Source organism: Gardnerella bivia, assembly GCF_049262715.1.
Lineage (GTDB): Bacteria > Actinomycetota > Actinomycetes > Actinomycetales > Bifidobacteriaceae > Bifidobacterium > Bifidobacterium vaginale_A.
The window spans coordinates 1,152,604-1,175,672 of record NZ_CP058399.1 but is presented as its reverse complement, the minus strand read 5'-3'; the positions used below and the strand labels follow the sequence as shown (position 1 = coordinate 1,175,672).

Here is a 23,069-nt window from a genome sequence, read left to right as displayed (position 1 = left end):
CGTTTCCTCCTTTATAACTCTCAGAGGTAAACAAGCACAGCATGCATGTCGATAGCTCTCCGCAGCAATACGCCGAATATACTGCGACAGTATTTGACTTATTAAATCAAATCCCAACTTACGAATAAGAAAGCATTATCGTAAATTTCGGCATTCTCCCCTTTCACCAATAATCTTCGCAACTTTCAAGCTCATATTGGATACTTTTGTCGAATGCAACCTCTGATCGATGTGTTTATTATTAGCACAACTGAAGACAAAATATGCAATTTAATGATTCTTTAGTCTAATATTTATAAAATATTAGACTAAAGAATCAAAGAACAAACTCTATAAAATCATTTTAAAATAAGCCTCTTCTTTTTAAGAACTAATTTTACATCCGCAGCAGATGCAACTTCAGATGAATGCGTAACAACAATTACGCACTTTCCACGTTTATGAGCAGCATCACGAAGCAAAGAAATAACTTCACAAGTAGTATCAGGATCTAAGCTTCCTGTAGGCTCATCAGCTAAAATAACTGGAGAAGAAGAAACAAGCGCACGAGCAATTGCAACACGTTGCTGTTGACCACCTGAAAGTTGCGTAATATTACGAGTCGCCTCTTGTTTACTCAGACCTAACTCATATAAAACATCGATTTTCGCTTTAGGATCTACAAGTCTTAAATTTTCTAGCGGAGTTAAATAATCAATAAGATTAAAACTTTGAAAAACTAAAGAAACATGCTTTCTTCTATGGTTAGCATATCCAGTACTTGCAATATCTTCACCGTTGAAAAGAACACTACCTTTACTAGGAGAATCTAAACCAGCTAACAAAGATAATATTGTTGACTTTCCAGAACCAGATGGTCCTGTTATGCTATACATCTTACTTGATTCAAATACAGCATTAACTTCGCGAAGAACAGCTATATTTGCAGGACCATAAGAATATTCAACATTATTCAACTCTAATAAATTTTTCATAATCACTCCTTTTATCGCAATAATTCATTATTAAAATTTTTATGCAAAAATAAATTAAATTAAAATATTTTCATAAATTTTGTCTATATACCTACTTTTAACTCATAGAACTTAAAACAGAGCGAGGCTTAGAAACAAATAATGGAATCAACGCAAGCAGCAACGCAAGGATCGCCATAATGAATCCTAAAAGCAACGCAAATACAGTTTGACTAAACGGCAATATTGGAATATGCAATGACGAAATAGAAGAATCTGAAATACTCGAAAGCATCACATGCCCTATTGAGCGTGAAGAAAACGCACCAAATACAAGAGATAAGCATGCTGAAACTAAAGAAATAATAATAATTTCAAAAATCATTTGAGCAGCTATAGAAACTTTATGAATGCCAAGAGCTACAAATACTCCTATTTCATGAACGCGAGAGCGCACAAAGAAAACAAGCACCAATATTAAAATCAATATTCCAACTAATCCGAGAATCACAAAAATCATAGTTACCATTGATTTAACTGATTTTACAGATTGCAATACAGCACTAAAACGAGATGAATTATCTTCAACATCAAATTTTCCTTTTGATATTTTTCTTGCTTCAATAAGAGCATTATGCAATAAATCATCACTACTCATAACGCATCTAACAGAATTTATAGATCTAGTTGAGCTAAGAGTAAAAGCTGTTTCAATATCTGTAAAAATTTTATTCTCCGAAATATCATATGGCATAATTCCTTTAATTTGCGTTTTGCCAGAAAATATGCCAACTACCGATACTTTCACATTCCGATTACCTTGATTAAGAGTAATTTCAGAACCTATTCGAAGATTATTCTTATCAGCAAAAGCTTTATGCACGATCGCACTATGAGAACTTTGAGAATCAATATGCTTTCCAGATTCAAGATTATACAAACCTTCTTGGAATCCAGATGCTAGCTTAGAAGATGTTGTTCCAATAACACCTTCATATGATTTTAATTTATCATTATCTAATCTAAGCCCAGAAGAAACCGTTACAAGTTGCATTCCACGAGCATAAGCAAGAGTTTCAGACTCATAAGAGCTTGTTTTCACGCCTTTTATTGATGAAAACATTTTAGCTTTCTCTAAACTAATTCCAAATTGAGAATTATTTACAGAGCTACTAACTTTATTAGTTTCACTAGAATTACTTGAATCAGAATTACTTGACGCAGAATTACTTGAATCAGAGCCAGCCGCTTCTAAATCAGCAACTTCAGATTTATTTACATTACTATCTGAATTACTTTTAGAATAAACGTTGAAACCTAATCCAATATTATTATTTATATTTTCTTGAACGCATTCGATAGCAGCAATCACACCTGCTTGAGAAACTAAAGAAGTCAATACTAAAGTAATAATCAACATTAACATAGCGCTTCTTCTAGGCTTCCTTACAACAGAAATCCAAGACCTATGTAACACAGTTTTTATTGGTTGATACATTTCATTCCTTGAAAAATACACAGTTTTATAAAATTTATAAAAACTATTTTTGCATTCCCAACAACTCTTTAGGAGTTTTCTTTAATATTGGCAAACTTGATATAAATACTGCAATTACGACTATGAAAACAATAATTAAAGATGTAATTAAAATACAATTCAAGTCAACACTAACAATAAGTTTATCTATTGTTCTTGTTGCCATACTTGACTCAAGATTTCCACCAGCTTGACCCATATTACTCAATTCACTAGCAGAAGAACTGTTGACAGAATTTAATGCAGAACTTCCCATCCATTTGGAAACAAACAATGACATGCAATATCCAACTATGATTGAGAAAATTGATATAAAAAGAATCTCACTAATATATTGGAAAATAATCGAAATTTTCTTTACTCCAATAGAAATTAGCACTCCCATTTCTTTGCGTCTTTCATTAAGATACAAAAGCAAAACCAATCCTAAAGCAATAATTGCGAAGACTATAACAGCTATAGTCGTAACGTTCATCATAGAACGAACACCTTTAGCAGCAGATATTAGACCAGAAACAAATTGATCATTCCTAGTTAATTGATATGATTGCAAATCAATATTCAAATAAGACGCCTTTTTTATAATTTGATTTGCATCATAACCATGTTTAACAAAGAAAATCGCATCCTGATATATTTCTTTTTGAGGCTCATACTTATAAAGCTCTCTAGTGGTTTTCAAATCAGTGTAAATAGTATTCGCAGTAAGTTCCGCTCTTGTTGCAACACTTCGATTATTAGCGCCACCAAATATACCAACAATAGTAGTTGTGACACTTTCTTTAGATTGATTAACATTATCTGCATCATACGGATTAGCTTTTAAAATAAGCTTATCGCCTATGTGTAAATTATTTAATTTAGCTAAATCCTCATGAATAAATGAAGTATGAGAATCATTTGAATTTATATGCCTTCCTTTAACTAAAGAAATCGTTTTAGTCACAAAAGCATTTAGAGAAGCAGAATCATTTGTTCCTTCTAAATTAACAGCATTACCGAATTGTTTTTCGCGCTTTGAATCATAATCCTTGACTCCTTTAATACGCGCAGCTTTAGCATCAACTAAATCAGCAGTAACATTTTGGCGAACTACATACGAGGAAATTCCGGAAATTTTAGAAATTTTAGCTACGTCTTCAGGCTTTACTGTGCCAGCTCCCCTAGGAGTTCCAGTATTAAATTGAGGATTATTAGAAAGAACAAAACTAGACGAAGATTGACTTTCTACTTTTTCACTTTCTCTAAGAGATGCAAAACTAACAGCTTGAGAAGATAATAATAGCGTTGAGATTAAAGTAAGAATAGCAAAAATTATCAAACTCTTAATGCGCTTTCTTGCAATATATCGAATTGCGCGAGAAATAAATGTCATAAAATGCCTTTCTCCACTGAAATACATTACACGGAATATTTTTATAATTTATTTACATACTTTCTATTATTTATATCATTATTCACTTATTAAAGTAAAACTTTTACTTTAATATATCGAAAAAGACTAACATATATAACCTTAAGAAATCATTTGAATAAACTGTTTATTTACTCGGAATATATATGAAAATTTTTGAGAACGTACTATTACAACAAAGAAATATCAATACATTATAACAAATTGCCACGTTGTAGATTTTGTTCCACAACACAAGATTTTGTCCTACAACTCTATTTTTGTACATATAGTGCGAGCGCAAAAAATAAAGCTTAATAATATCGAGAAATATTATTAAGCAATATTATTAAGCAATACTTGTTATTTTGATAACTCAAAATAATTAAAGCGCTGTGCCATGATCATCCAGACGAGGATTTCCTTTAGCATTACCAATTGTAAAGAACAAGCCAAAAACTCCAATAGTAAACAATACCGATACTGTAATAACAAGTGAAATAGGCTGATTCTTAAACCACATAAGCACAAAGAATGCGAAAGCAGAAATCAAAATCACAGCCCATGAGAACACGCTTATAACTTTACGAACAGCATTGAAAGTTTCATCACCGCAGTTAGCACGGCGAACTGCGCGCGTAAATTTCTCTTCTTCAGCTGTAACATTTGATGTAGGCTTCCATTCTCCATTTTTATATGATGAAAGTCTTCTAGAACGATCTTGAAGAATATACTCGTCAAGCATTCCACCACGACCGCGCCCTTTAGTTTGATCATATTGAGATGGGATTCCTTTGCGACTTTGCTTATCCCTAGCACGACGTTCTTTCCTGTTCGCCATGATCTATTTCCTTTCTACGCTCGTTTCATGCAATATAACAATATAGTATCGCATACAAGAGCCATGCTTGGAACTTCTTCTAAAGAATTAGATTTAGCGTGTTGCTTTACCATCTTCGCAAGCATCAACAATTTTTTCTATTAAAAGATCATTAAGCAATCTGCCTTTTCTTGTAGCTACAAGACATCCTTCATTCAAATTTGCTAAACCTTCTTCGACTACTTCACAAATAGCCATTTTCAAATACGAATCATCAAAATTATTATTATTTCTATTACAGCTATTACGCATTTTCTTTTTAAGATTTTCTATATCAAGACCATCTCTAATCCTTAGCCCAAGCATAACTTCTTCAATCAAAGCATCTTCTTCGTTTATACACTCATAGTTTTGCCATGGAACATTTCCAGAGTTAATCGCATGAGCCCAATGTTTTGGATGTAAAATATCCCATGATCGAAGATTATAATTTTTATTCAAATCCGCTTTCAAAGCATTTGAATCCATACTTTGTTTTGAGAGCATTGAAACTTTGTTATAATGCGAGTGAGCTCCAGGACCAATACCTGCCCAATCAATATTCTTCCAATAACCTAGATTGTGTATAGATTCAAATCCTGAACGCGCCCAATTAGAAATTTCATACCATGAAAATCCTGAAGATGAAAACAGTTCATCTGCTATCTCGTATTTTTGAGCTTCATCATCATCATTTGGAGCTTCAATAATACCTTTAGAAATCTGGCGACCCATTTTAGTATGTGGCTCAACAGTTAGGGCATAAGCTGAAATATGATTAACACCCAAACTTAAAGCCATTTCTACTGACTTTTTCCAATCAAACAAACTCTCACCAGGAGCGCCATAAATAAGATCAACACTGGAACGCAAACCACAATCTCTAGCAGCATTTACTCCACGAGCGACATTTTCTGGAGTATGCGTACGGTCAAGAGTTTTTAGAACATGTGGCACTGCAGATTGCATTCCAAACGATATTCTTGTAAAACCACCATCTTTAAGCTCTGAAATATATGCTTCATCTACAGTATCTGGATTTGCTTCAGTAGTAATTTCAGCATTTTTAGATATACCCCAAAGATTCTTCACTTCTTTAAAAATTCGCACTAGATCACGCGCTTTAAGAACAGTAGGAGTTCCACCTCCAAAGAAAACAGATTGCACTTCAGGCTCACAAATTCCATGAAATTCTTGCCATTTACGTACAAGATTCATTTCGCGAATCGCAATATCAGCATATCCTTCTCTGCTAGCGCCTTCACCCATATCGCTCGCAGTATATGTATTAAAATCGCAATATCCGCAGCGTCTTAAGCAAAAAGGAACGTGAATATATACTTCAAACGGCGTATGCATATTCAATAATTGGAGCGAATCTGCTTTAATTTTGCAATTACTCATATCGCAAATATTCGCATCTTTACTTACTTCAGATTCCAACACACATCAGCCTTCAGATTTTTGAGCAGCGCGAATCTTATCTTTAGTATCTCTGTCGTTTGCACTTTCATCTGTTGACAATGCTGCAACGAATGCTTCTTGAGGAACTTCAACATGACCAAGCATCTTCATTCGTTTCTTACCAGCTTTCTGCTTTTCAAGTAGCTTGCGTTTACGAGTAATATCTCCGCCATAACACTTTGCAAGCACATCTTTACGAAGAGCACGAATAGTTTCACGCGCGATTATACGAGATCCAATTGCAGCTTGTATTGGAATCTCGAACTGCTGACGTGGAATAAGACCACGAAGTTTCTTAGTCATCATAACGCCATATGAATAAGCTTTATCGCGATGCACAATCGCACTAAAAGCATCAACTTTATCGCCTTGAATAAGAATATCGACCTTAACTAAATCAGCAGATTGCTCACCATCTTCATGATAATCAAGAGAAGCATAACCTTTCGTACGACTTTTAAGTTGATCGAAGAAGTCGAAAACAATCTCCGCAAGAGGTAGTCGGTAATGCATTTCCACGCGATCGGAACTAATGTATTCCATTGTTCCCATCTCACCTCGATGCTCTTGACATAAGTCCATTACAGCGCCAATAAATTCTTTCGGCGTAATAATATCAGCAGCAACCATTGGCTCAATAATTCGCTTAATCTTGCCTTCTGGGAATTCGCTAGGATTCGTTACATGATGCTCTGTTCCATCTTCGCTTGTCACGTCGTAAGTCACGTTAGGAGCAGTAGAAATAAGATCCAAGCCAAATTCACGACTTAAGCGTTCAGAAACAATCTCCATATGAAGAAGTCCTAAGAATCCACATCTAAAACCAAAACCTAACGCAACTGACGTTTCAGGCTCGTAAATAAGAGCAGCATCATTAAGCTTAAGCTTATCAAGAGCATCTCTAAGCTCAGGGAATTGAGCGTTATCAATCGGGAACAAGCCTGCATAAACCATAGGCTTTGGATCACGATATCCTTCTAAAGGCTCAGTCGCAGGATTTGCAGCAGAAGTAATAGTGTCACCAACTTTAGACTGGCTAACATCTTTTGCACCTGTAATAACATAACCTACTTCTCCAGCTCCAAGCGCCTTAGTAGGAGTCATGTCTGGGCTAATAACACCAATTTCAATCGGATCGTGCGTCATGCTAATGCCCATCATATGAAGTTTTTCGCGCGATTTTAATTCTCCATCAACCATACGAATATATGTGACGATTCCGCGATAAGAATCATAAACAGAGTCAAAAATAAGAGCACGAGCAGGAGCAGCTGGATCGCCATGCGGAGAAGGAACTTCTAACACAATTTGATCTAGCAAATCCTTCACACCTTCACCAGTTTTTCCAGAAACTCTTAGAACATCTTCCTTCTTGCAACCAATAAGACCAGCTATTTCTTCAGCATGTTTATCAGGCTCAGCGCTAGGTAAATCAATTTTATTAAGAACAGGAATAATAGTTAAATCATGATCGATTGCCATATAAAGATTAGAAAGAGTCTGTGCTTCAATCCCCTGTGTTGCATCAACAAGCAATACAGCACCTTCACAAGCTGCAAGCGCGCGCGAAACTTCATAAGTAAAATCAACATGTCCTGGAGTATCAATCATTCCAAGAGAATACTCTTTGCCTTCAAAAGTCCATGGAACTCTCACAGCCTGAGATTTAATAGTAATACCGCGCTCTTGCTCAATATCCATACGATCTAAGAAACGATCTCTCATCTCTCGCTCTGGAACTATTCCGGAAAGTTGCAAAATACGATCAGCTACAGTAGATTTGCCATGATCGATATGCGCAATAATGCAGAAATTGCGTATCAACGATTGATCCGTAAATCCTGGCTGGTTATGCGATGTAATCAAAGCAAATATCTCCTTCTATACGTGCTAATAAGTCAAATACGATGCAACATAGTAAAATTTATAATCACAAATATAAGAATATGTAATCCAAAAATTCACAACTATGCTGCAAGTAAACTATATTACCTTAATATTAGTCATTTGCGAACAATATGAAATTATCTACACTAATCAATTTCATAAAAACAATTTATCCTACAATCATGCTATGCTTTCCCTCTGTATGTCCTTATATAGCAAACGTCGTTTGGAGTAACAGTGGCAAACATCAAGTCGCAGAAGAAGCGCGTGCTCACTAACGAGAAAGCGCATAAGCGTAACGTAGCCGTTAAGTCGGCTTTGAAAACCGCTATCCGCGCTACTCGCGAAGCTATCGCCGCCGGTGACAAAGCTTTAGCTGAAACTGCTTTCGCAGTCGCAGCTAAGAAGCTTGACAAGGCTGCAGGTCGTGGCGTGATTCACAAGAATCAGGCTGCTAACCGTAAGTCTGCTCTCGCCCTCGCGATTAACGCTCTGTGAGGTTCGTGCATGTAACTGCATGCAGACTAGAGTTTATTGCAATCCTCGTTACTTAAATGTAGCGAGGATTCTTTTTATAATTATTAGTTGCATAATTGTGTATAATTCTTTAGTATTATCAGCGTTACATAATAATTTCGTTTAAGGTAGTACTCGTGAAGAACTTCTTCAAAGGCATATCATTTATACAAGTACTCGCAGGCTCTCTTGCAGCAGTAACATCACTCTTATTGTCGTCAAAAATCGGAATAGCAGGATCTGTAATTGGAGCTGCAATAGGTTCAATAGTATCTGCTGTAGCATCGCAATTTTATCAAAATCTTATACGTGCTTCAAAAGAAAAAATCCAAAACCTGAGTCGCACATCTAATAAAATAGACGACACTGAGATTATGCAAACAATTGGAGATGAAAACATGACCAATATTGCAAACTTAGTAAATGACAGTAATAACAATAATAAAACACATAAAGCACGAACGATTAGCTCAGAAGCGCATGAAGAAAGTATTAACAACACTCGCGTTATGGAACTTGCATCAATTCGAGAGCAACGCGAAGAAGATATGGAACTTTCAGAGGGTTCAGATGAGCCTATTGCACTTTCAAAAGCACTACAAAATTCACAAAATTATACAAATTCATATAATCGCAATAATTTATACAATAACGAAAACAGCAATAGCGACATAGCCGAAAATAAATATAAAAAATTGGTAATAATTGTAGCAATATTAAGTGCTTTAGTTGCTGTGATTATAACAGCAGGAGCAATATTATTATTAACTCAAGGAAAAGGCACAGATAACATAAATCAGCCTATAGAACAGCAAAATACGAATCAAAATCAGAAGAATTATAAACAAAAGAAAAATCAGGAAGGAAATAATACAGAAAATCCTTCAAATAATGATTATGAGGATTCAAACGATTCTAACGATTCACACGAGAAATCTAAAGATTCTGAATCTGGATCAGAATCGAATACTAATAATAGTACAACGCGTAATAATGAAAATGATCCAAATCATAGTTCTCAAACAGATACAAATGGACAATCTAATGGAGAAAGTTCTACAGAGGATTCTTCCGGATCTCAATCATCTTCAGAATCTGGATCTCAAGATGACTCTTCAGTATCTATTGGAGGATCTGGAAGCTCATCAGGATCTATTGGAGGATCTAGCTCATCTTCAGGATCTGGAAGCTCCTCTACTAAAGGAAACTCTGGAACAGGTAGTAACTAATATGCCTAAAAGCAATTGATTAAATGATTAAATGATTGTGTAATTAGGTAATTTAGTAAGTGGATGATTGATTGATTAAATTGATTGATTGATTAAATAAATAAATCTTAAAGTGAAAGAAATAAAAACAATAGTAAAAAAAAACGAAAATATATTAAGAATACTAGCAATTGCATCTACGACTAGATATAAAACTATACGACACGCCGCATTTGGATAAAAAGAAGATTTGTTGTATTCTATCAAAGGTTCGTTTGAACTGTATATTTAAAAACGGGGCTATGGCGCAGCTGGTAGCGCATCTCCATGGCATGGAGGGGGTCGGGGGTTCGAATCCCCCTAGCTCCACAACAGGGTTTCTAGCAAATCACTAGGAGCCCTTTTTCATACTAAAAGCCCTTGAAATATCAACATTTTAAGCAAAAACAGAAACAAACTTATAAAGTTATTCAGCGTTTTCGTTCGTAGAAAATAAAAAAATGCTTACAATCCAAAATCTGGATTGTAAGCAAAACAATGTTACAAAACTTAAGATTAGCATTTAAGTTACAGGCAACAATGCAACACAATCTTTCTCTTTCGTATTATTTTGAGTATTCTTAATAATCTTTTTATGCGCTATATGCTCAGAAAGACTAGCAAGCAAAATAGCAGCAAAGATTAAAGCAAACCCAACAAAAGCCATATAAGTTACACGCTCACCATAAAGCAAACTTGAAAAAACCAATGTAAACAAACTCTCTGTGCACATAATCACAGAAGCATTAGCTGTAGAAAGATAAACAAGACTATAATTTTGCATAATCTGCGCAACTACAGTTACAACAACAATCAAATAGAACATATTGAAAATAGTGCCTAATTGAGTGCATTCACTAAAGTTTGGTAATGGCTCACTAATAACAGCTCCAGCTAAAAATAGAACTCCTGAAACAACGAATTGACCAAAGGTTAATGTTATAGGATTATATTTTCGCGAATAATAAGCCAAAAAAGTAAGATTAAACGCGAATGCAGCAGCGCACGCTAAAGTCAAAAGATCACCATTAGAGAATGCTAATGCGAACATACCTGGCTTCAAAGCAACAAAACCAACACCTACTACACACGTGAAAGCTGCAACAATGCCTAGAACAGTAGGCTTCTTTTTAATAATAAGCCATGCAGAAAATGGCGCAATCACACAATACGCGGCAGTAAGAAATGCACTTCTACCAGGATCAACCCAACGCAAACCTTCAGTTTGCAATACAAGCGTTGCGTAATACGTAATTCCTGTTAATAAAGAAGGAATAATCAACTTAGACGTAAAAGTTTTACGAATAGTCTTAAAGAAAATCACGCCCATTATTAAGCATGCGCCGATCATGCGCACACCCATAAGCCATTGAGGGTGAAAAACATTAAGAGCATATTTTGAAGAAACATAGCTACCGCCCCAAATCGCAGCACAAGTTAGCAACATGATTCGAGCAATATTTACGCTCATTCGATTAGACTGCCTTGGTTGAACATCATTCTGTATACTCATGTCACTCCTTCCAATTCTATGCCTTAAATTTTTCTTTAAGTTGGCAAAAATGCTTTATAAAATCATAAGAATATACACAAATAAAGGAAAAGTACAGCTCTTCAGCGTTTTTTTGTAAAATTTCCGAAATTTCACCCCAAACAACAGTCGTATTATGTAAATAGACTTTATATATTTCGGAATCGGTGATTTATATCACAACTTTGAAATTTTTTACGTTAAGCTCTCGTATACAATCCACAATAAGCGTAATGTATCAATAAAGATTACTTGTAACTTAATTGCATAAAATAAATATAATGAATGCAATTGAAAATATAGAAAGGAATATTATGGCAAAGCTCACAGATGATATGAAAGATTTTATTGCAAATAATTTAGCTTGGATCGCAACGATTAGTAAAGATGGCGAGCTTGATTTAGGGCCAAAAATGTCTATGTTCGTACTTGATGACAATCACCTTGCCTACCATGAACGCACTGCAGGACAGCATTTTAAGAACTTACAAGACGGAAGCCAGCTAGTAGTTGCGTTTGCTAATTTAGCAGAAAAGAAAGGCTATCGCTTCCGCGGAACTGTAACTCTTCACACAGATGACGCGATTTACGAGGAGCAAGTGCGAATTGCAGAAGAAAAAGGCACAAAAAAGCCTGCAGCAGTTCCAGTTATGGAAATTAGCGAAATTCAAGATTTAACTTCTGGAGCTAATGCAGGTAAAACAATAACAAAAGACTAATTCTTAAAAATTATATTGCAAAACGCCGAATTAGTACGTTTTCAACAAGCGTCATACAATATCGAGTGGCGTTCGTCCTCAAAGGCGAAGATGAACACCACTCAATTCTTATTCGACTATTCTTATTCGACTATTTAGTTGTAACTAATTTACTTATTTTCTTTACGCAATGCTTGCAATCTAGCGTTCATTTCTTCCGCTTTCTTCTTCTCGAAGTAATAAATTATTGCAGCAATCGCAATCGGGAAAATAACAGTGAACGCAATCCATCCGCAAATCACAGCTGGCTCATCTTTGAATGAAATCCACCCAACAATCACAGACACAATAAATTGAATAGCAATTGGTGGAACTAGCGCAAAAACGAACTTTGCAACATTTGACATGCGATCATTCGACCAAAAAATAGCGAATACTCCATAGCCTATGCCTATAACAAACGATGCAACAGCATAAGACGCAATTCTGTTTCCAACCGCGCTATGAGCTAATAGGCTTGAAATAAAAGACATTACTGTAAAAATAATGCATCCTATGCTAATGCCTTTAACAATGTTTTTTACAATTGTTTTTCCTATTGTTGCAACTTGCTTTTCCATAATAATCGCTTCCTTTTTAAGTATTAAAATCTAGTATTAAAATCTAGTATTAAAATCTAGTATTAAAATCTAGTATTAAAATCTAGTATTAAAATCTAGTATTAAAAAATCAGTATTAAAATTTTGATAGTTTTATATTTGACTACATTCGTTATTACGTTTATAACTACATCCCTAAGCGCTTTTTGAATGAGCTCAAGCATCTGCGACTAATCCACTCAACGCTTCCATCGTCCATTTTTACGCTCATGCTTCCACCGAATCCTGGATCGACTCGAACAATGCGATTCAAGTTCACGATTGCAGATTTAGATATGCGCACAAAAGACGCGAATTGCGGATTGTCGAAATCCATTAGGCGCTTGTAAGACACGCACTCGCCTTTATCACTGTGGATGATTACGCGCGAATTTTCAACGCAAATCATAATCACATCTGGCTCGTGCATAACAATAATCGAATCGTTAATATAACCATATATAAATGAATTACTGTTGCTATTTGCCGCATTCGCAGTATTATTTTCAGTGTTCACAGTACTATTATCAGCGCTGCTTGCTTTTGCATTTTTAGAATCAACGCTTTGCAACTGAGCTATGATGCGTTTAAGATTGTCGTCAATATTGTGAACTGACAATTGAGCGTGCTGCTCTTCTTCTGGCGGCACAATAGCAATCGTTACTTTCATCAAGCCTCCCTTCCGTATACTACCGTTGCTACCGTTAGCGTTTACTAGCTTTTGCTAACTTTTCTTAGCGTTTACTAGCTTTTGTTTTGTAATTTTGACTATACGGCACTGTAAATAGTCTGTCTTTACAAAATCGCTAAACGGTAGCTTTTGGAATATAAGTGGCAAAAAAGAAGATATTATGACACTTAAGCTGCACCCCAAATGCGTATAAGACGTTGGCTTGTAGGATCTGCTGCAGGACCTTGATCGTAAGCATCCAAACGCCAATGAATTGAACCATCCGCGTTAAGACTTGGAATTAAACGCGCCCAGCGGCCGTTTCCCATTCCACCAATCGTCTTATAAGAAGGATCTACTTTATCTAATCCAAGTAACTTATGAACAGTTTGCGAAAGGCAAGAGCCGTGCGAAAACACTAGTAAATCTCGATCCGATCCGGTTTTGCGCGCCCATTGTTCAACAGTTGCAGCTGCGCGCTCGCCAACCTCTTGCTTAGTTTCTGCACCGTGCTTAAGCTCTCCGCCTTCGCCTTTTACCCAAGCGTTAAAATCTTCCGGCCATTTTTCGCTAATCTGCTGGCGGTTAAGTCCTTCCCACTCGCCAAAGAAGCGCTCGCGCACGCCATTTTCAACGTGCACATTAAGCCCAATCTTATCTGCAAAAGCGTGAGCTGTTTGCTGCGCGCGAATAAGAGGAGAAACAATAGCAACAAAACTTGCATCTGCTTCTTCTGGAGTAATACGCACGCACTCTTCGCTATTTGGATTCTTTGGATCTTCTAAATCGGAAGCTCCAAAAAGCACTCGCAAAGCTTTACCAGAACGAGTCACTTGATCTATTCCTGAATCATCTAAAGCAATATCAATCATTCCTTGAAGACGAAATTGAGCATTATAAGGCGTTTGACCATGGCGAATAAGCATAACAGAACGCGCAAGTCCTTCATGGGAACTGTTTAAGTTCGTATTATGACAAGCTTTAGCAGCGCTTTCAACAAAATCCACCATTACTTGGCACTACCTTTCAGACTCTTGATTATCGCCATACGCATCATCTTCACTATGGTCTTTAAGTTGCAAATCTATAGCAGGGCAATCATTCCATAAACGCTCTAAGCGATAAAATTGACGAGCTTCCTCATGCATAATATGAACTACAAAATCACCAAAATCAAGCAAAATCCATTGCGCTAACTCCAAGCCTTCTCGAGATATTGGTTTACGCTTGTTATCTTTTAAGTACAAGTCTTTTTCGACTTCTTCAGCAACAGACAATACTTGACGCTCATTTGAAGCTGAAACAACAAGCATAGCATCTGTAATTCCAAGCAAATTGCTAACGTCAAAAGCTTGGCAATTAGCAGCTTTTAACCTATCAGCTGCTTCAGCAGCAATACGGATAGCATTTACAGAACTTTCTAAAGCTGTCATAGTTATTTTTCTCCTTAACTAGCGCTCACTTAACTAGCGCTCCCATGCAGGCTTCCAACCTTCTACAACATGCTGAGTATTCTCAGAATACACCATTGAATCCGCTGGAACATCGTGACGCACAACAGATCCTGCACCTGTTGTAACACCGTCTGCAACAGAAACAGGAGCAACAAACAGATTTCCCGCTCCAACATGCACATTAGATCCAATAGTCGTATGGTTTTTATGTACACCATCGTAATTTGCTGTAATCGTGCCACCGCCAATATTCGTGTGCTCACCTAAATCAGCATCACCCATATAGCTCAAATGTGGAACTTTCGTACCATTCCCAATATGAGCTTTCTTCATCTCAACAAACGCGCCAGCTTTAGATTCTTCGCCAAGAACATTTCCTGGACGCAAGTACGTCCAGGGACCAATATTAGCACCGCGGCAAATATGCGATTCTTGCACACGCGAGCGCTCAACTGTAGCATCTTCATCAACTCTAGCGTCAATAAGAGTAGTATAAGGTCCAACTACAGCACCACTTGCAACGACACTATGACCTTGCAAAAAACTTCCAGGAAGAACTGTTACATCTTTAGAAAGCACAACATCATCTTCAATCCAAGTAGTATCTGGATCTAAAATAGTCACACCTTTAAGCATCCACTTCTCGCATACTCTCTTGTTATAAGCTTTTGAAAGAACAGACAACTGAACGCGAGTATTAACACCTTCAACACTTAAAGGATCTGGAGCAGCCATAGCTCCAACACGCCCAAGAGTGCGAGCGTGCTCTAATGCATCAGTCAAATAAAATTCTCCTTGCGCATTTTGAGAATTCAAATTAGCTATTGCATCAGAAAGAACTTGTGCATCGAAGACATATACTGAAGTATTAACTTCATGTATAGCTAATTCGTTTGCATTAGCATCCTTGTGCTCAACAATACGCAAAACATCTCCATTAGCTTCGCGAACAATACGGCCATAACCAGTTGCATCATCTAAAACTGCTGTAAGAACAGTAGCAACATTGCCATGGTTTTTATGGAAATCAATCAACGACTGTAGTGTTTGAGTATCAAGAAGTGGCATATCGCTTGCAGCAATTAAAACAGCGCCTTGCAAATCTCCGTTTTCACTGTTCTTCTTAGCTTCGTTAAGATCTTTCATAGCACATTGCACTGCTCTACCAGTTCCTGGCTTATCATCTTGATTCACTATTCTCGCATTAGCGTTATAACTCAAAGCAGCTGCAGAAACACGCTCAGCTTGAGCATGGACTACTACTGCAAGCTGCGCAGGATTTACTCCAGACATAGCATCCATTACGCGATTTAAGAAAGTTTTACCAGCAAAAGAATGTAATACTTTAGGAGTATCTGAACGCATGCGCGTTCCATCACCTGCAGCTAATATAATCGCAGCAGCTACTTTATAATCTTCCACTCATGCTCCTTGCTTAAAGTCATTTTTACTTTTCTTTCATTCTATTACGAATTATCGCATGATATCTATAAAAGAATAAAAGCGCCGCCTGGAAAACCAAGTAGCGCTTAAAACAAGCTCCCTCACCTGGATTCGAACCAAGACTAAGGGTTCCAAAGACCCGTGTGCTGCCTTTACACCATGAGGGAACGGCGGAAAAACCGCCAAAACTCAATTATGCCACAATATCATAAAACGTCAAATTGGCGTGGCGCGTCACCTTCTAGTATTTATTTTTATATATTTTCCAGTGCATTACAGTAACCTAAAAGCACTTTCGAATACTTCATAAAATAAAAACACTAATCTAACTTAATTTTTATGCAAACAAGAAACCTTGACCGTGATGTTCAGGATAAGTATCGAATAACTTTGCAACAGATCCATCTTCAAACACTGCTTTAATTGCACTAGCTAAAAGTGGAGCAATAGAAAGAACAGTCAAACCATCCCAACGCTTGCCTTCTGGAATTGGAACAGTGTCAGTCAAAACTACCTCGCGAGCGCCACAAGATTTCAAACGCTCTATAGCAGGACCAGAAAGCACGCCATGAGTTGCAACTACAGTCACAGACTTAGCTCCAGCATCCTTCAACACGTTGCAAGCACCAGCAATTGTTCCAGCTGTATCAATCAAATCATCAACCATAACACAATCGCGTCCTCTAACATCGCCTACAACCCTATTCGCAACAGCTTTATTAGGGCAAGTGATATCTCGAGTTTTGTGCACAAAAGCTAATGGACCGCCACCTAAACGCTGTGCCCACTGTTCAGCAACTCTAATACGACCAGCATCCGGAGAAACTACAGTAACATTATCTAGATCATCGCGGAAACGATCTCGCACGTAATCAACTAGAACAGGCATTGCAATCAAATGATCAACAGGACCATCAAAAAAGCCTTGAGATTGAGCAGCGTGCAAATCAACACTCATAATACGATCAGCACCAGCTGTTTTCAATAAATCAAACATCAAACGGCAAGAAATAGGCTCACGCCCACGATGCTTTTTATCTTGACGAGAATACCCTAGCAATGGGCAAACGGCAGTTATAGATCTAGCTGAAGCACGCTTCAAAGCATCAATCATAATCAACTGTTCCATAATAGATTTATTAACAGGATCACAATGGCTTTGTAAAACGAATACATCAGTACCACGCACAGACTGCGTGTATCTAACATACATTTCACCATTAGCGAAATCATATGCCGTAGTTTCCAACACTTCGATACCAAGCTGAGATGCCACATCACGAGCAAGTTTCGGATGGGCACGACCGGTAACAAGAACAAGGTTTTTATCTGGCTTTCCTTCAAGGATTATGCTCACCATATCTCCAAACGCTAGTTCGCTGAGTTGAACTTACTTAATACTAGCCATTTGCGAAGACGAAAGCGACAAGCCAATAAACGCCTAACTTTTCACATATAAACCGTGCTTAACAATATATTGCACTACTCCATCTGGAACTAAATACCATACTGGTTCAGAATTTTGCGCGCGTCTACGAACATCAGTTGAAGATATAGCCAAGGCAGGTATTTCCAAAATATCAACAGGAAGATGTTTTGAATCACTATTTGCTATATCGTCAATAGACGAAATATTCATATTTGCAGCACGAGGAACTAAAGGAGAATGAGAAGAAGCTAATTTTTCAGGTCTAGAATATCCAGGACGAGTTACAGCAACAAATCGCGCTAAATTCCACATCTCACGAGCATCTTTCCATTGCATAATTTCTGCAATAGCATCAGCACCTGTAATAAAGAACAATTCTGCATCTGGATGTTGAGAATGAATATCTTTTAAAGTGTCAATAGTGTAAGTAACACCAGGTCTGTCAATATCTACTCTAGAAACAGTGAATTTAGGATTTGAAGCGGTTGCAATTACTGTCATAAGATAACGATCTTCAGCATTTGTAACTTTTTTATCAAGCTTAAAAACAGGCCTACCTGTAGGAACGAAAATAACTTCGTCTAAATCATAAACCCAAGCAACTTCAGACGCTGCAACCAAATGCCCATTGTGAATAGGATCGAATGTTCCACCCATAATTCCAATACGCTGACGCGCGTGAACATTACCCCTAGTTGATTTACGCATAGAATTAGCTGTTGCAACAGTAGGTGGTGCAGCTATAGCTTTGTTTAAATCCCCTTGAAATAAATCCGACATTCGCCGGCAATCTTCACGAGTTGAATTACAACTAGTATCTAAAAAATAATTAGGACTCGTAGAAGAAGAGGAATCATGACTCATGCGATTCGTCTTCTTTCTCTTCCAATCGAGTTTCATTTTTAACTTCTGAAGCATCATTTGCACTATCAGGATCGATGTTGCCCATTTCTTCATTCCATTCATCTGTAACAACACGCTGTATTTCAGCGAAAGTAGGAAGAGGGAAATTAGGCTGGAATATACCGCGAATCTTAGCAACGTTATTAGTTATTTCTACTAACGTATCAGACATTCTGTCAATGTCACCAGAGCGCTCAAACTCACTAAATGAAGCAATATTATCTTCCATTAAACGCATAGTTGTATAAACTTCTTGCATTGATGAATCATCTGGAGGCATAATAACGTCATTATCATCACCTTCAGGCCATCCCATAAGAACAGCATCAGCATATTCCAACGACGAACGAGCAGAAGCTGATGAAATACCATCTTCAATTTGCACTAGAAAAACATAACGAACTATTGACAAACGTTGCGCAGCAACGTCTAAAGATTCTAAAGGAGTTAAATGAGAATCCTTTGCTTTTTCATCAACCATATTCTTACAATACCTCGCCTAATGACCTTATTTGACCATCTCCATACCCAATCCACTTAGTTGTTGTCATTTCACGCAATCCCATTGGACCGCGTGCGTGCAATTTTTGCGTAGAAATACCAAGCTCTGCACCAAAACCAAACTCTGAGCCATCTGTAAAACGCGTAGAAGCATTTACCATAACTACTGCTGAATCGACATTAGAGATAAAACGTTGAATAGTTTCATAATCTTCTGCAATAACTGTTTCAGTATGACCAGTTGAATATTTTGCAATATGACAAGTCGCATCAATATCATCTTCTACTATCTTTACTCCCATATCTAAAGACAAATATTCGCGATTCCAATCTTCACAAGTAGCATGTTCAATGTTCAAGTCAGAAATATTAGAAGATTTCAGAATATTATAAGATTCATTGTCAGCGTGTAATACTACGTGATATTCAGCTAAAGAAGATGCAATTTTAGGCAAGAAATCTTTCGCTATATCTTTATGTACAAGTAATTTTTCTGCGGCATTGCACACACCAACACGCTGTGTTTTTGAATTTATAATAATTGGTATAGCTTTTTCAAAATCTGCACTTTTATCTACATAAATGTGAACATTTCCAGCACCAGTTTCAATAACTGGAACAGTCGACTCTTTAACAACTGCAGAAATAAGATTTGAACCACCTCTTGGCACTAAAACATCAATATAACCATGTGCATGCATCATTGCTTTAGCACCTAGCCTACCTAAATCATCAACTGATTGAACTATATTTGCATTGTAATTTGATTCTTTTATAACAGATTGAATCACAGAAATACTAGCGCTGTTAGTATGCTGTGCAGCACTTCCACCACGCAATAAGACAGCATTACCAGATTTAATACATAAAGCTATAACATCAAGAGTCACATTAGGTCGAGCTTCATAAATTACGCCCATTACTCCTATAGGAACACGTACTTTAGAAAGACGGATCCCATTAGGTAACGTATATCCTTGAACGATTTCACCAACAGGATCTTGCAATTGCGCAATCTTAAACACACCTTGAACCGCTTTTTTAATACGTTCCTCGTCAAAAAGCAACCTATCTAGTTTGCCAGCGTCCATACCATTATTCTTAGCTTCACTCATATCTATTGCATTTGCTTTTGCAATATATTTTGCAGAAGATTCTAAGCGTTCAGCAATTTTTACTAACAATTTATTTTTAGAACAAGTATTTACATGAGAAAAATCTCTTTGAGCTTTTCTAGCGTCAATAGCACGATTATTTACTAGATTATCAGCACGCAACTCTTCCCCATTACTTGCATGCAACTCTTCCCCATTATCTGAAGGCATACTGCTGAAACGATTAACACTAATAGACTCTTCACCAACCAACAAAGATTCACCCCTTAAAAAATTATTGAATTCATTTTTGTTACAAACTTAGCAATTATTATAAATATGAGATTATCATAAACACACTAGCCTAGCGCATCTAGTACTATATAAAATCATATTAAAAATGCATGATTATAAGCTATAAGCGTTTCAAACTCGGAGGAATCATGGAATCTGAAAATAATGCAATTTTCCACAGCACACGCTCAACAGCTAAGTCATGTACATCAAAGCAAGCTATATGTAAAGGAATTGCCGAGGATGGAGGATTATTTATTACAGATTCCTTAGGCAAGCAACACTACGACATTTGTGAGCTTACAAAAAAATCATATCAAGAAATCGCCAAAGATATTTTAACTATTCTACTTCCAGATTTTTCTTCAAAAGAACTTGAAGATTGCGTAAATAAAGCTTATGGAAGTCAATGGTCTAATGATTCTATTACTCCAATTAAGCAGCTTGGAGAGACTAACGATTTTGTTTTAGAACTTTTCCACGGACCTACATGCGCTTTCAAAGATATTGCATTGCAAATCTTGCCACAACTTATGATGCACGCTAAAAATGCTAAAAGCGATGAAAACACTATGATTCTAACTGCTACATCTGGCGACACTGGCAAAGCTGCATTAGAAGGATTCGCTGACGTAAAAGGAACTTCTATAATCACGTTTTACCCATATGAAAAAGTCAGCCGTGTACAAGAATTGCAAATGACTACTCAACTCGGAAAAAATGTGAAAGTTTGTGCAGTTAAAGGAAACTTTGACGATACTCAAACAGGAGTTAAAAAGATTTTCACTAATAATAAGCTTAAGATGGAATTAAATTCTGAAAATAATGTATCGCTTTCATCTGCAAATTCTATAAATATTGGACGCCTAGTACCACAGGTTGTTTATTATTTTGCATCCTACAAACAGCTAATTGAAAACGAAAAGATAAAAATTGGCGACGAAATAGAATTTTGCGTACCAACTGGAAATTTCGGCAATATTCTTGCTGGATACTATGCAAAAATGCTTGGTCTTCCGATTAAACATCTTATTGTTGCAAGCAATAGCAACAACGTATTATTTGATTTCTTATTAAGTGGCACATATAACCGTCAGCGTGAATTCCATCACACTGTTGCTCCTTCTATGGATATTTTAGTTTCATCTAATTTGGAAAGAATGCTGTATTATATGTGCAATAAAGATACGCGTTTAATACAAATGCTTATGAATGACTTACAACAATGGGGAGCATTTGAAATACCTGAAGACGTACTTAAAAATATACGAAAATTATTTGGATGTGGCTGGGCTAATGAAAATCAAATAAGAGAAGCAATATCTGATTGCTGGAATAAATACAATTATGTGATTGATCCACATACAGCATGCGGATATTTTGTTATGCAAAATATCCCTCATGATTCTAACGTGCCACGCGTTCTATTGAGTACTGCAAGTCCTTATAAGTTCCCTCGAGTTGTTGCTAGTGCTTTGAATATCGATCATGTACAAGATATGGATGATTTCAAATGCATGGATGCCCTAAGTATTGCTACAGGAACTAAAGCTCCAAGCATGCTTAGGAATCTTGAAAATCAAACTCCAAGATTTAACGATGTTATTGATATCACTGAAATGACTAACTATGTTCAAAAACAAGCGCATGATTTTACTAAATAAAAAGTTAAGCATCAAATAAAATAAACATTTTAAGGTTAGAGAGGCTAATTATGTAAAATTAACCTCTCTAACAATTAACATCTAAATCTCTAAAATTAGCAACTAAATCTCTACAATTAAAAGCCTTACAATTAGACTTTTAAGCAGACCTTTAATTAGCCTTACAATTAGACTTTTAAGCAGACCTTTAATTAGCCTTACAATTAGACTTACTGCTTAAAGCTCTATACAATTAGCTTATCAATTAACATATCTAGTTACTCTTCATTGTTCGTAAAAAGCTCTTCGTATATCTCTTTTATTACGCTTAAATCATGCCCTTTTCTAGCTCCAGCTGAAAAGAATCGTCTTTTTCGCACTAATAAGTCAAGATTCCTAGTTCTTGAAGCAACTTTCCTACCTAATTGCCAAGCAGCTTCTTCAAAAACTCCATTTTCTCTAGCTTCTTGTAATAATGGCGATGAAACAGTTAAAGGAATACCTTTTCTTTGTAATTCAACTCTGGTAGCTCGCTCACCTAGCATTCTAGATGCGCATGATTGTATGAAAGTTTGTATATATCGCTTGTCATCTATTAAATGCAATTCTTCTAAGCGATTTACTACTGTGTCAACAGTATTTTCTTCATAACCTTTTATTAGAAGTCTATTTTTCAAATCATAAGAAGATCTTGCAGCATAATCTAATATGCGCAAAGCAGCTTCCTTACAACTGTCAAAATCATTCGCTTTACTAGTATCAACCTGTTTTATAGACTTCTTATTGTATGAAGAAGAATTAACAGGTTTATGGCTGCGAAGAAAATTTTCAACACTAATCATTTTTACGCTACCAATATTGCTTTATACAATCACCTATTCATGAATACTGCGTTACACTACCACCCAAAAAGGC

Annotated in this window: 21 protein-coding genes, 2 tRNA genes and 1 riboswitch; of the genes, 5 read left to right on the top strand and 18 right to left on the bottom strand. The window is 36.5% G+C overall.

Annotation, left to right across the window (positions count from 1 at the left end; translation table 11 throughout):
• Positions 1 to 44: 44 nt before the first annotated feature.
• Positions 45 to 234, bottom strand: a riboswitch (Lysine riboswitch).
• Positions 235 to 338: 104 nt separating this feature from the next.
• The 6 genes from HXT27_RS04630 to lepA all read right to left on the bottom strand — a co-directional run bounded on the left by HXT27_RS04630 (position 339) and on the right by lepA (position 8,072).
• Positions 339 to 974 (bottom strand): ABC transporter ATP-binding protein, encoded by a 636-nt coding sequence (locus tag HXT27_RS04630; protein WP_103042990.1) that lies wholly within the window; start codon positions 972 to 974, stop codon positions 339 to 341.
• 97 nt (positions 975 to 1,071) lie between these two features.
• Positions 1,072 to 2,451 carry an ABC transporter permease gene (locus HXT27_RS04625; protein ID WP_103042989.1) on the bottom strand — a complete coding sequence of 460 codons (1,380 nt, stop codon included), beginning with the start codon at positions 2,449 to 2,451 and terminating at the stop codon, positions 1,072 to 1,074.
• 43 nt (positions 2,452 to 2,494) lie between these two features.
• Positions 2,495 to 3,865, bottom strand: coding sequence for an ABC transporter permease (locus HXT27_RS04620; protein ID WP_103042988.1), 1,371 nt, complete (start codon positions 3,863 to 3,865; stop codon positions 2,495 to 2,497).
• A gap of 403 nt (positions 3,866 to 4,268) precedes the next feature.
• The gene (locus tag HXT27_RS04615) at positions 4,269 to 4,724 is read right to left on the bottom strand and encodes a tripartite tricarboxylate transporter TctB family protein (RefSeq protein ID WP_075523227.1); all 456 of its coding nucleotides are present in this window, start codon (positions 4,722 to 4,724) and stop codon (positions 4,269 to 4,271) included.
• Between the two features lie 93 nt (positions 4,725 to 4,817).
• Positions 4,818 to 6,146 (bottom strand): radical SAM family heme chaperone HemW, encoded by a 1,329-nt coding sequence (gene hemW / locus HXT27_RS04610; protein WP_103043272.1) that lies wholly within the window; start codon positions 6,144 to 6,146, stop codon positions 4,818 to 4,820.
• Between the two features lie 45 nt (positions 6,147 to 6,191).
• A complete protein-coding gene (gene lepA, locus HXT27_RS04605; protein WP_103042987.1) occupies positions 6,192 to 8,072 on the bottom strand; it encodes a translation elongation factor 4 in 1,881 nt (626 codons plus the stop codon).
• Positions 8,073 to 8,330: 258 nt separating this feature from the next.
• Here lepA and rpsT point away from each other — a divergent pair, with 258 nt between their 5' ends.
• The 3 genes from rpsT (at position 8,331) to HXT27_RS04590 (ending at position 10,186) form a co-directional block, all read left to right on the top strand.
• Positions 8,331 to 8,591: a 30S ribosomal protein S20 gene (gene rpsT / locus HXT27_RS04600; RefSeq protein WP_075523229.1), complete on the top strand. Its 261-nt coding sequence runs from the start codon at positions 8,331 to 8,333 to the stop codon at positions 8,589 to 8,591.
• A gap of 155 nt (positions 8,592 to 8,746) precedes the next feature.
• Complete coding sequence (locus HXT27_RS04595) at positions 8,747 to 9,838, top strand: hypothetical protein (protein WP_103042986.1); 1,092 nt, start codon at positions 8,747 to 8,749, stop codon at positions 9,836 to 9,838.
• A gap of 275 nt (positions 9,839 to 10,113) precedes the next feature.
• A tRNA-Ala gene (locus HXT27_RS04590) sits at positions 10,114 to 10,186 on the top strand.
• Positions 10,187 to 10,379: 193 nt separating this feature from the next.
• Here the strand turns inward: HXT27_RS04590 and HXT27_RS04585 are convergent.
• Positions 10,380 to 11,369: a DMT family transporter gene (locus HXT27_RS04585; protein ID WP_075523231.1), complete on the bottom strand. Its 990-nt coding sequence runs from the start codon at positions 11,367 to 11,369 to the stop codon at positions 10,380 to 10,382.
• A 332-nt stretch (positions 11,370 to 11,701) separates the two neighbouring features.
• Between HXT27_RS04585 and HXT27_RS04580 the strand changes: the two genes are divergently transcribed.
• A complete protein-coding gene (locus HXT27_RS04580; protein WP_075523232.1) occupies positions 11,702 to 12,106 on the top strand; it encodes a pyridoxamine 5'-phosphate oxidase family protein in 405 nt (134 codons plus the stop codon).
• Between the two features lie 149 nt (positions 12,107 to 12,255).
• Here HXT27_RS04580 and HXT27_RS04575 read toward each other — a convergent pair whose 3' ends face one another.
• The 10 genes from HXT27_RS04575 to HXT27_RS04530 all read right to left on the bottom strand — a co-directional run bounded on the left by HXT27_RS04575 (position 12,256) and on the right by HXT27_RS04530 (position 20,448).
• Positions 12,256 to 12,705 (bottom strand): DUF3021 family protein, encoded by a 450-nt coding sequence (locus HXT27_RS04575; protein WP_075523233.1) that lies wholly within the window; start codon positions 12,703 to 12,705, stop codon positions 12,256 to 12,258.
• Positions 12,706 to 12,871: 166 nt separating this feature from the next.
• Positions 12,872 to 13,393: a LytTR family DNA-binding domain-containing protein gene (locus HXT27_RS04570; protein WP_103042985.1), complete on the bottom strand. Its 522-nt coding sequence runs from the start codon at positions 13,391 to 13,393 to the stop codon at positions 12,872 to 12,874.
• A 188-nt stretch (positions 13,394 to 13,581) separates the two neighbouring features.
• A complete protein-coding gene (locus tag HXT27_RS04565) occupies positions 13,582 to 14,403 on the bottom strand; it encodes a histidine phosphatase family protein (RefSeq protein ID WP_103042984.1) in 822 nt (273 codons plus the stop codon).
• Positions 14,404 to 14,412: 9 nt separating this feature from the next.
• Complete coding sequence (gene rsfS, locus HXT27_RS04560) at positions 14,413 to 14,826, bottom strand: ribosome silencing factor (protein WP_103042983.1); 414 nt, start codon at positions 14,824 to 14,826, stop codon at positions 14,413 to 14,415.
• Positions 14,827 to 14,859: 33 nt separating this feature from the next.
• Entirely contained in the window at positions 14,860 to 16,269 is a 1,410-nt protein-coding gene (gene glmU / locus HXT27_RS04555; RefSeq protein ID WP_103042982.1) for a bifunctional UDP-N-acetylglucosamine diphosphorylase/glucosamine-1-phosphate N-acetyltransferase GlmU, read from the bottom strand.
• A 117-nt stretch (positions 16,270 to 16,386) separates the two neighbouring features.
• Positions 16,387 to 16,457 (bottom strand) — tRNA-Gln (locus HXT27_RS04550).
• Positions 16,458 to 16,627: 170 nt separating this feature from the next.
• Positions 16,628 to 17,650, bottom strand: coding sequence for a ribose-phosphate diphosphokinase (locus HXT27_RS04545; protein WP_103042981.1), 1,023 nt, complete (start codon positions 17,648 to 17,650; stop codon positions 16,628 to 16,630).
• An 81-nt stretch (positions 17,651 to 17,731) separates the two neighbouring features.
• The gene (gene nadD / locus HXT27_RS04540; RefSeq protein ID WP_199172728.1) at positions 17,732 to 18,499 is read right to left on the bottom strand and encodes a nicotinate-nucleotide adenylyltransferase; all 768 of its coding nucleotides are present in this window, start codon (positions 18,497 to 18,499) and stop codon (positions 17,732 to 17,734) included.
• Positions 18,500 to 18,572: 73 nt separating this feature from the next.
• Positions 18,573 to 19,103 carry a phosphoribosylglycinamide synthetase gene (locus tag HXT27_RS04535; protein ID WP_103042979.1) on the bottom strand — a complete coding sequence of 177 codons (531 nt, stop codon included), beginning with the start codon at positions 19,101 to 19,103 and terminating at the stop codon, positions 18,573 to 18,575.
• A 4-nt stretch (positions 19,104 to 19,107) separates the two neighbouring features.
• Positions 19,108 to 20,448, bottom strand: coding sequence for a glutamate-5-semialdehyde dehydrogenase (locus HXT27_RS04530; RefSeq protein ID WP_075523286.1), 1,341 nt, complete (start codon positions 20,446 to 20,448; stop codon positions 19,108 to 19,110).
• A gap of 212 nt (positions 20,449 to 20,660) precedes the next feature.
• Here HXT27_RS04530 and thrC point away from each other — a divergent pair, with 212 nt between their 5' ends.
• Positions 20,661 to 22,175, top strand: a complete 1,515-nt coding sequence (gene thrC, locus HXT27_RS04525) for a threonine synthase (protein ID WP_103042978.1) — start codon at positions 20,661 to 20,663, stop codon at positions 22,173 to 22,175.
• 257 nt (positions 22,176 to 22,432) lie between these two features.
• On the opposite strand, the gene HXT27_RS04520 is transcribed toward thrC, so the two are convergent.
• Positions 22,433 to 22,996, bottom strand: a complete 564-nt coding sequence (locus HXT27_RS04520; protein ID WP_103042977.1) for a regulatory protein RecX — start codon at positions 22,994 to 22,996, stop codon at positions 22,433 to 22,435.
• Positions 22,997 to 23,069 lie beyond the last annotated feature (73 nt).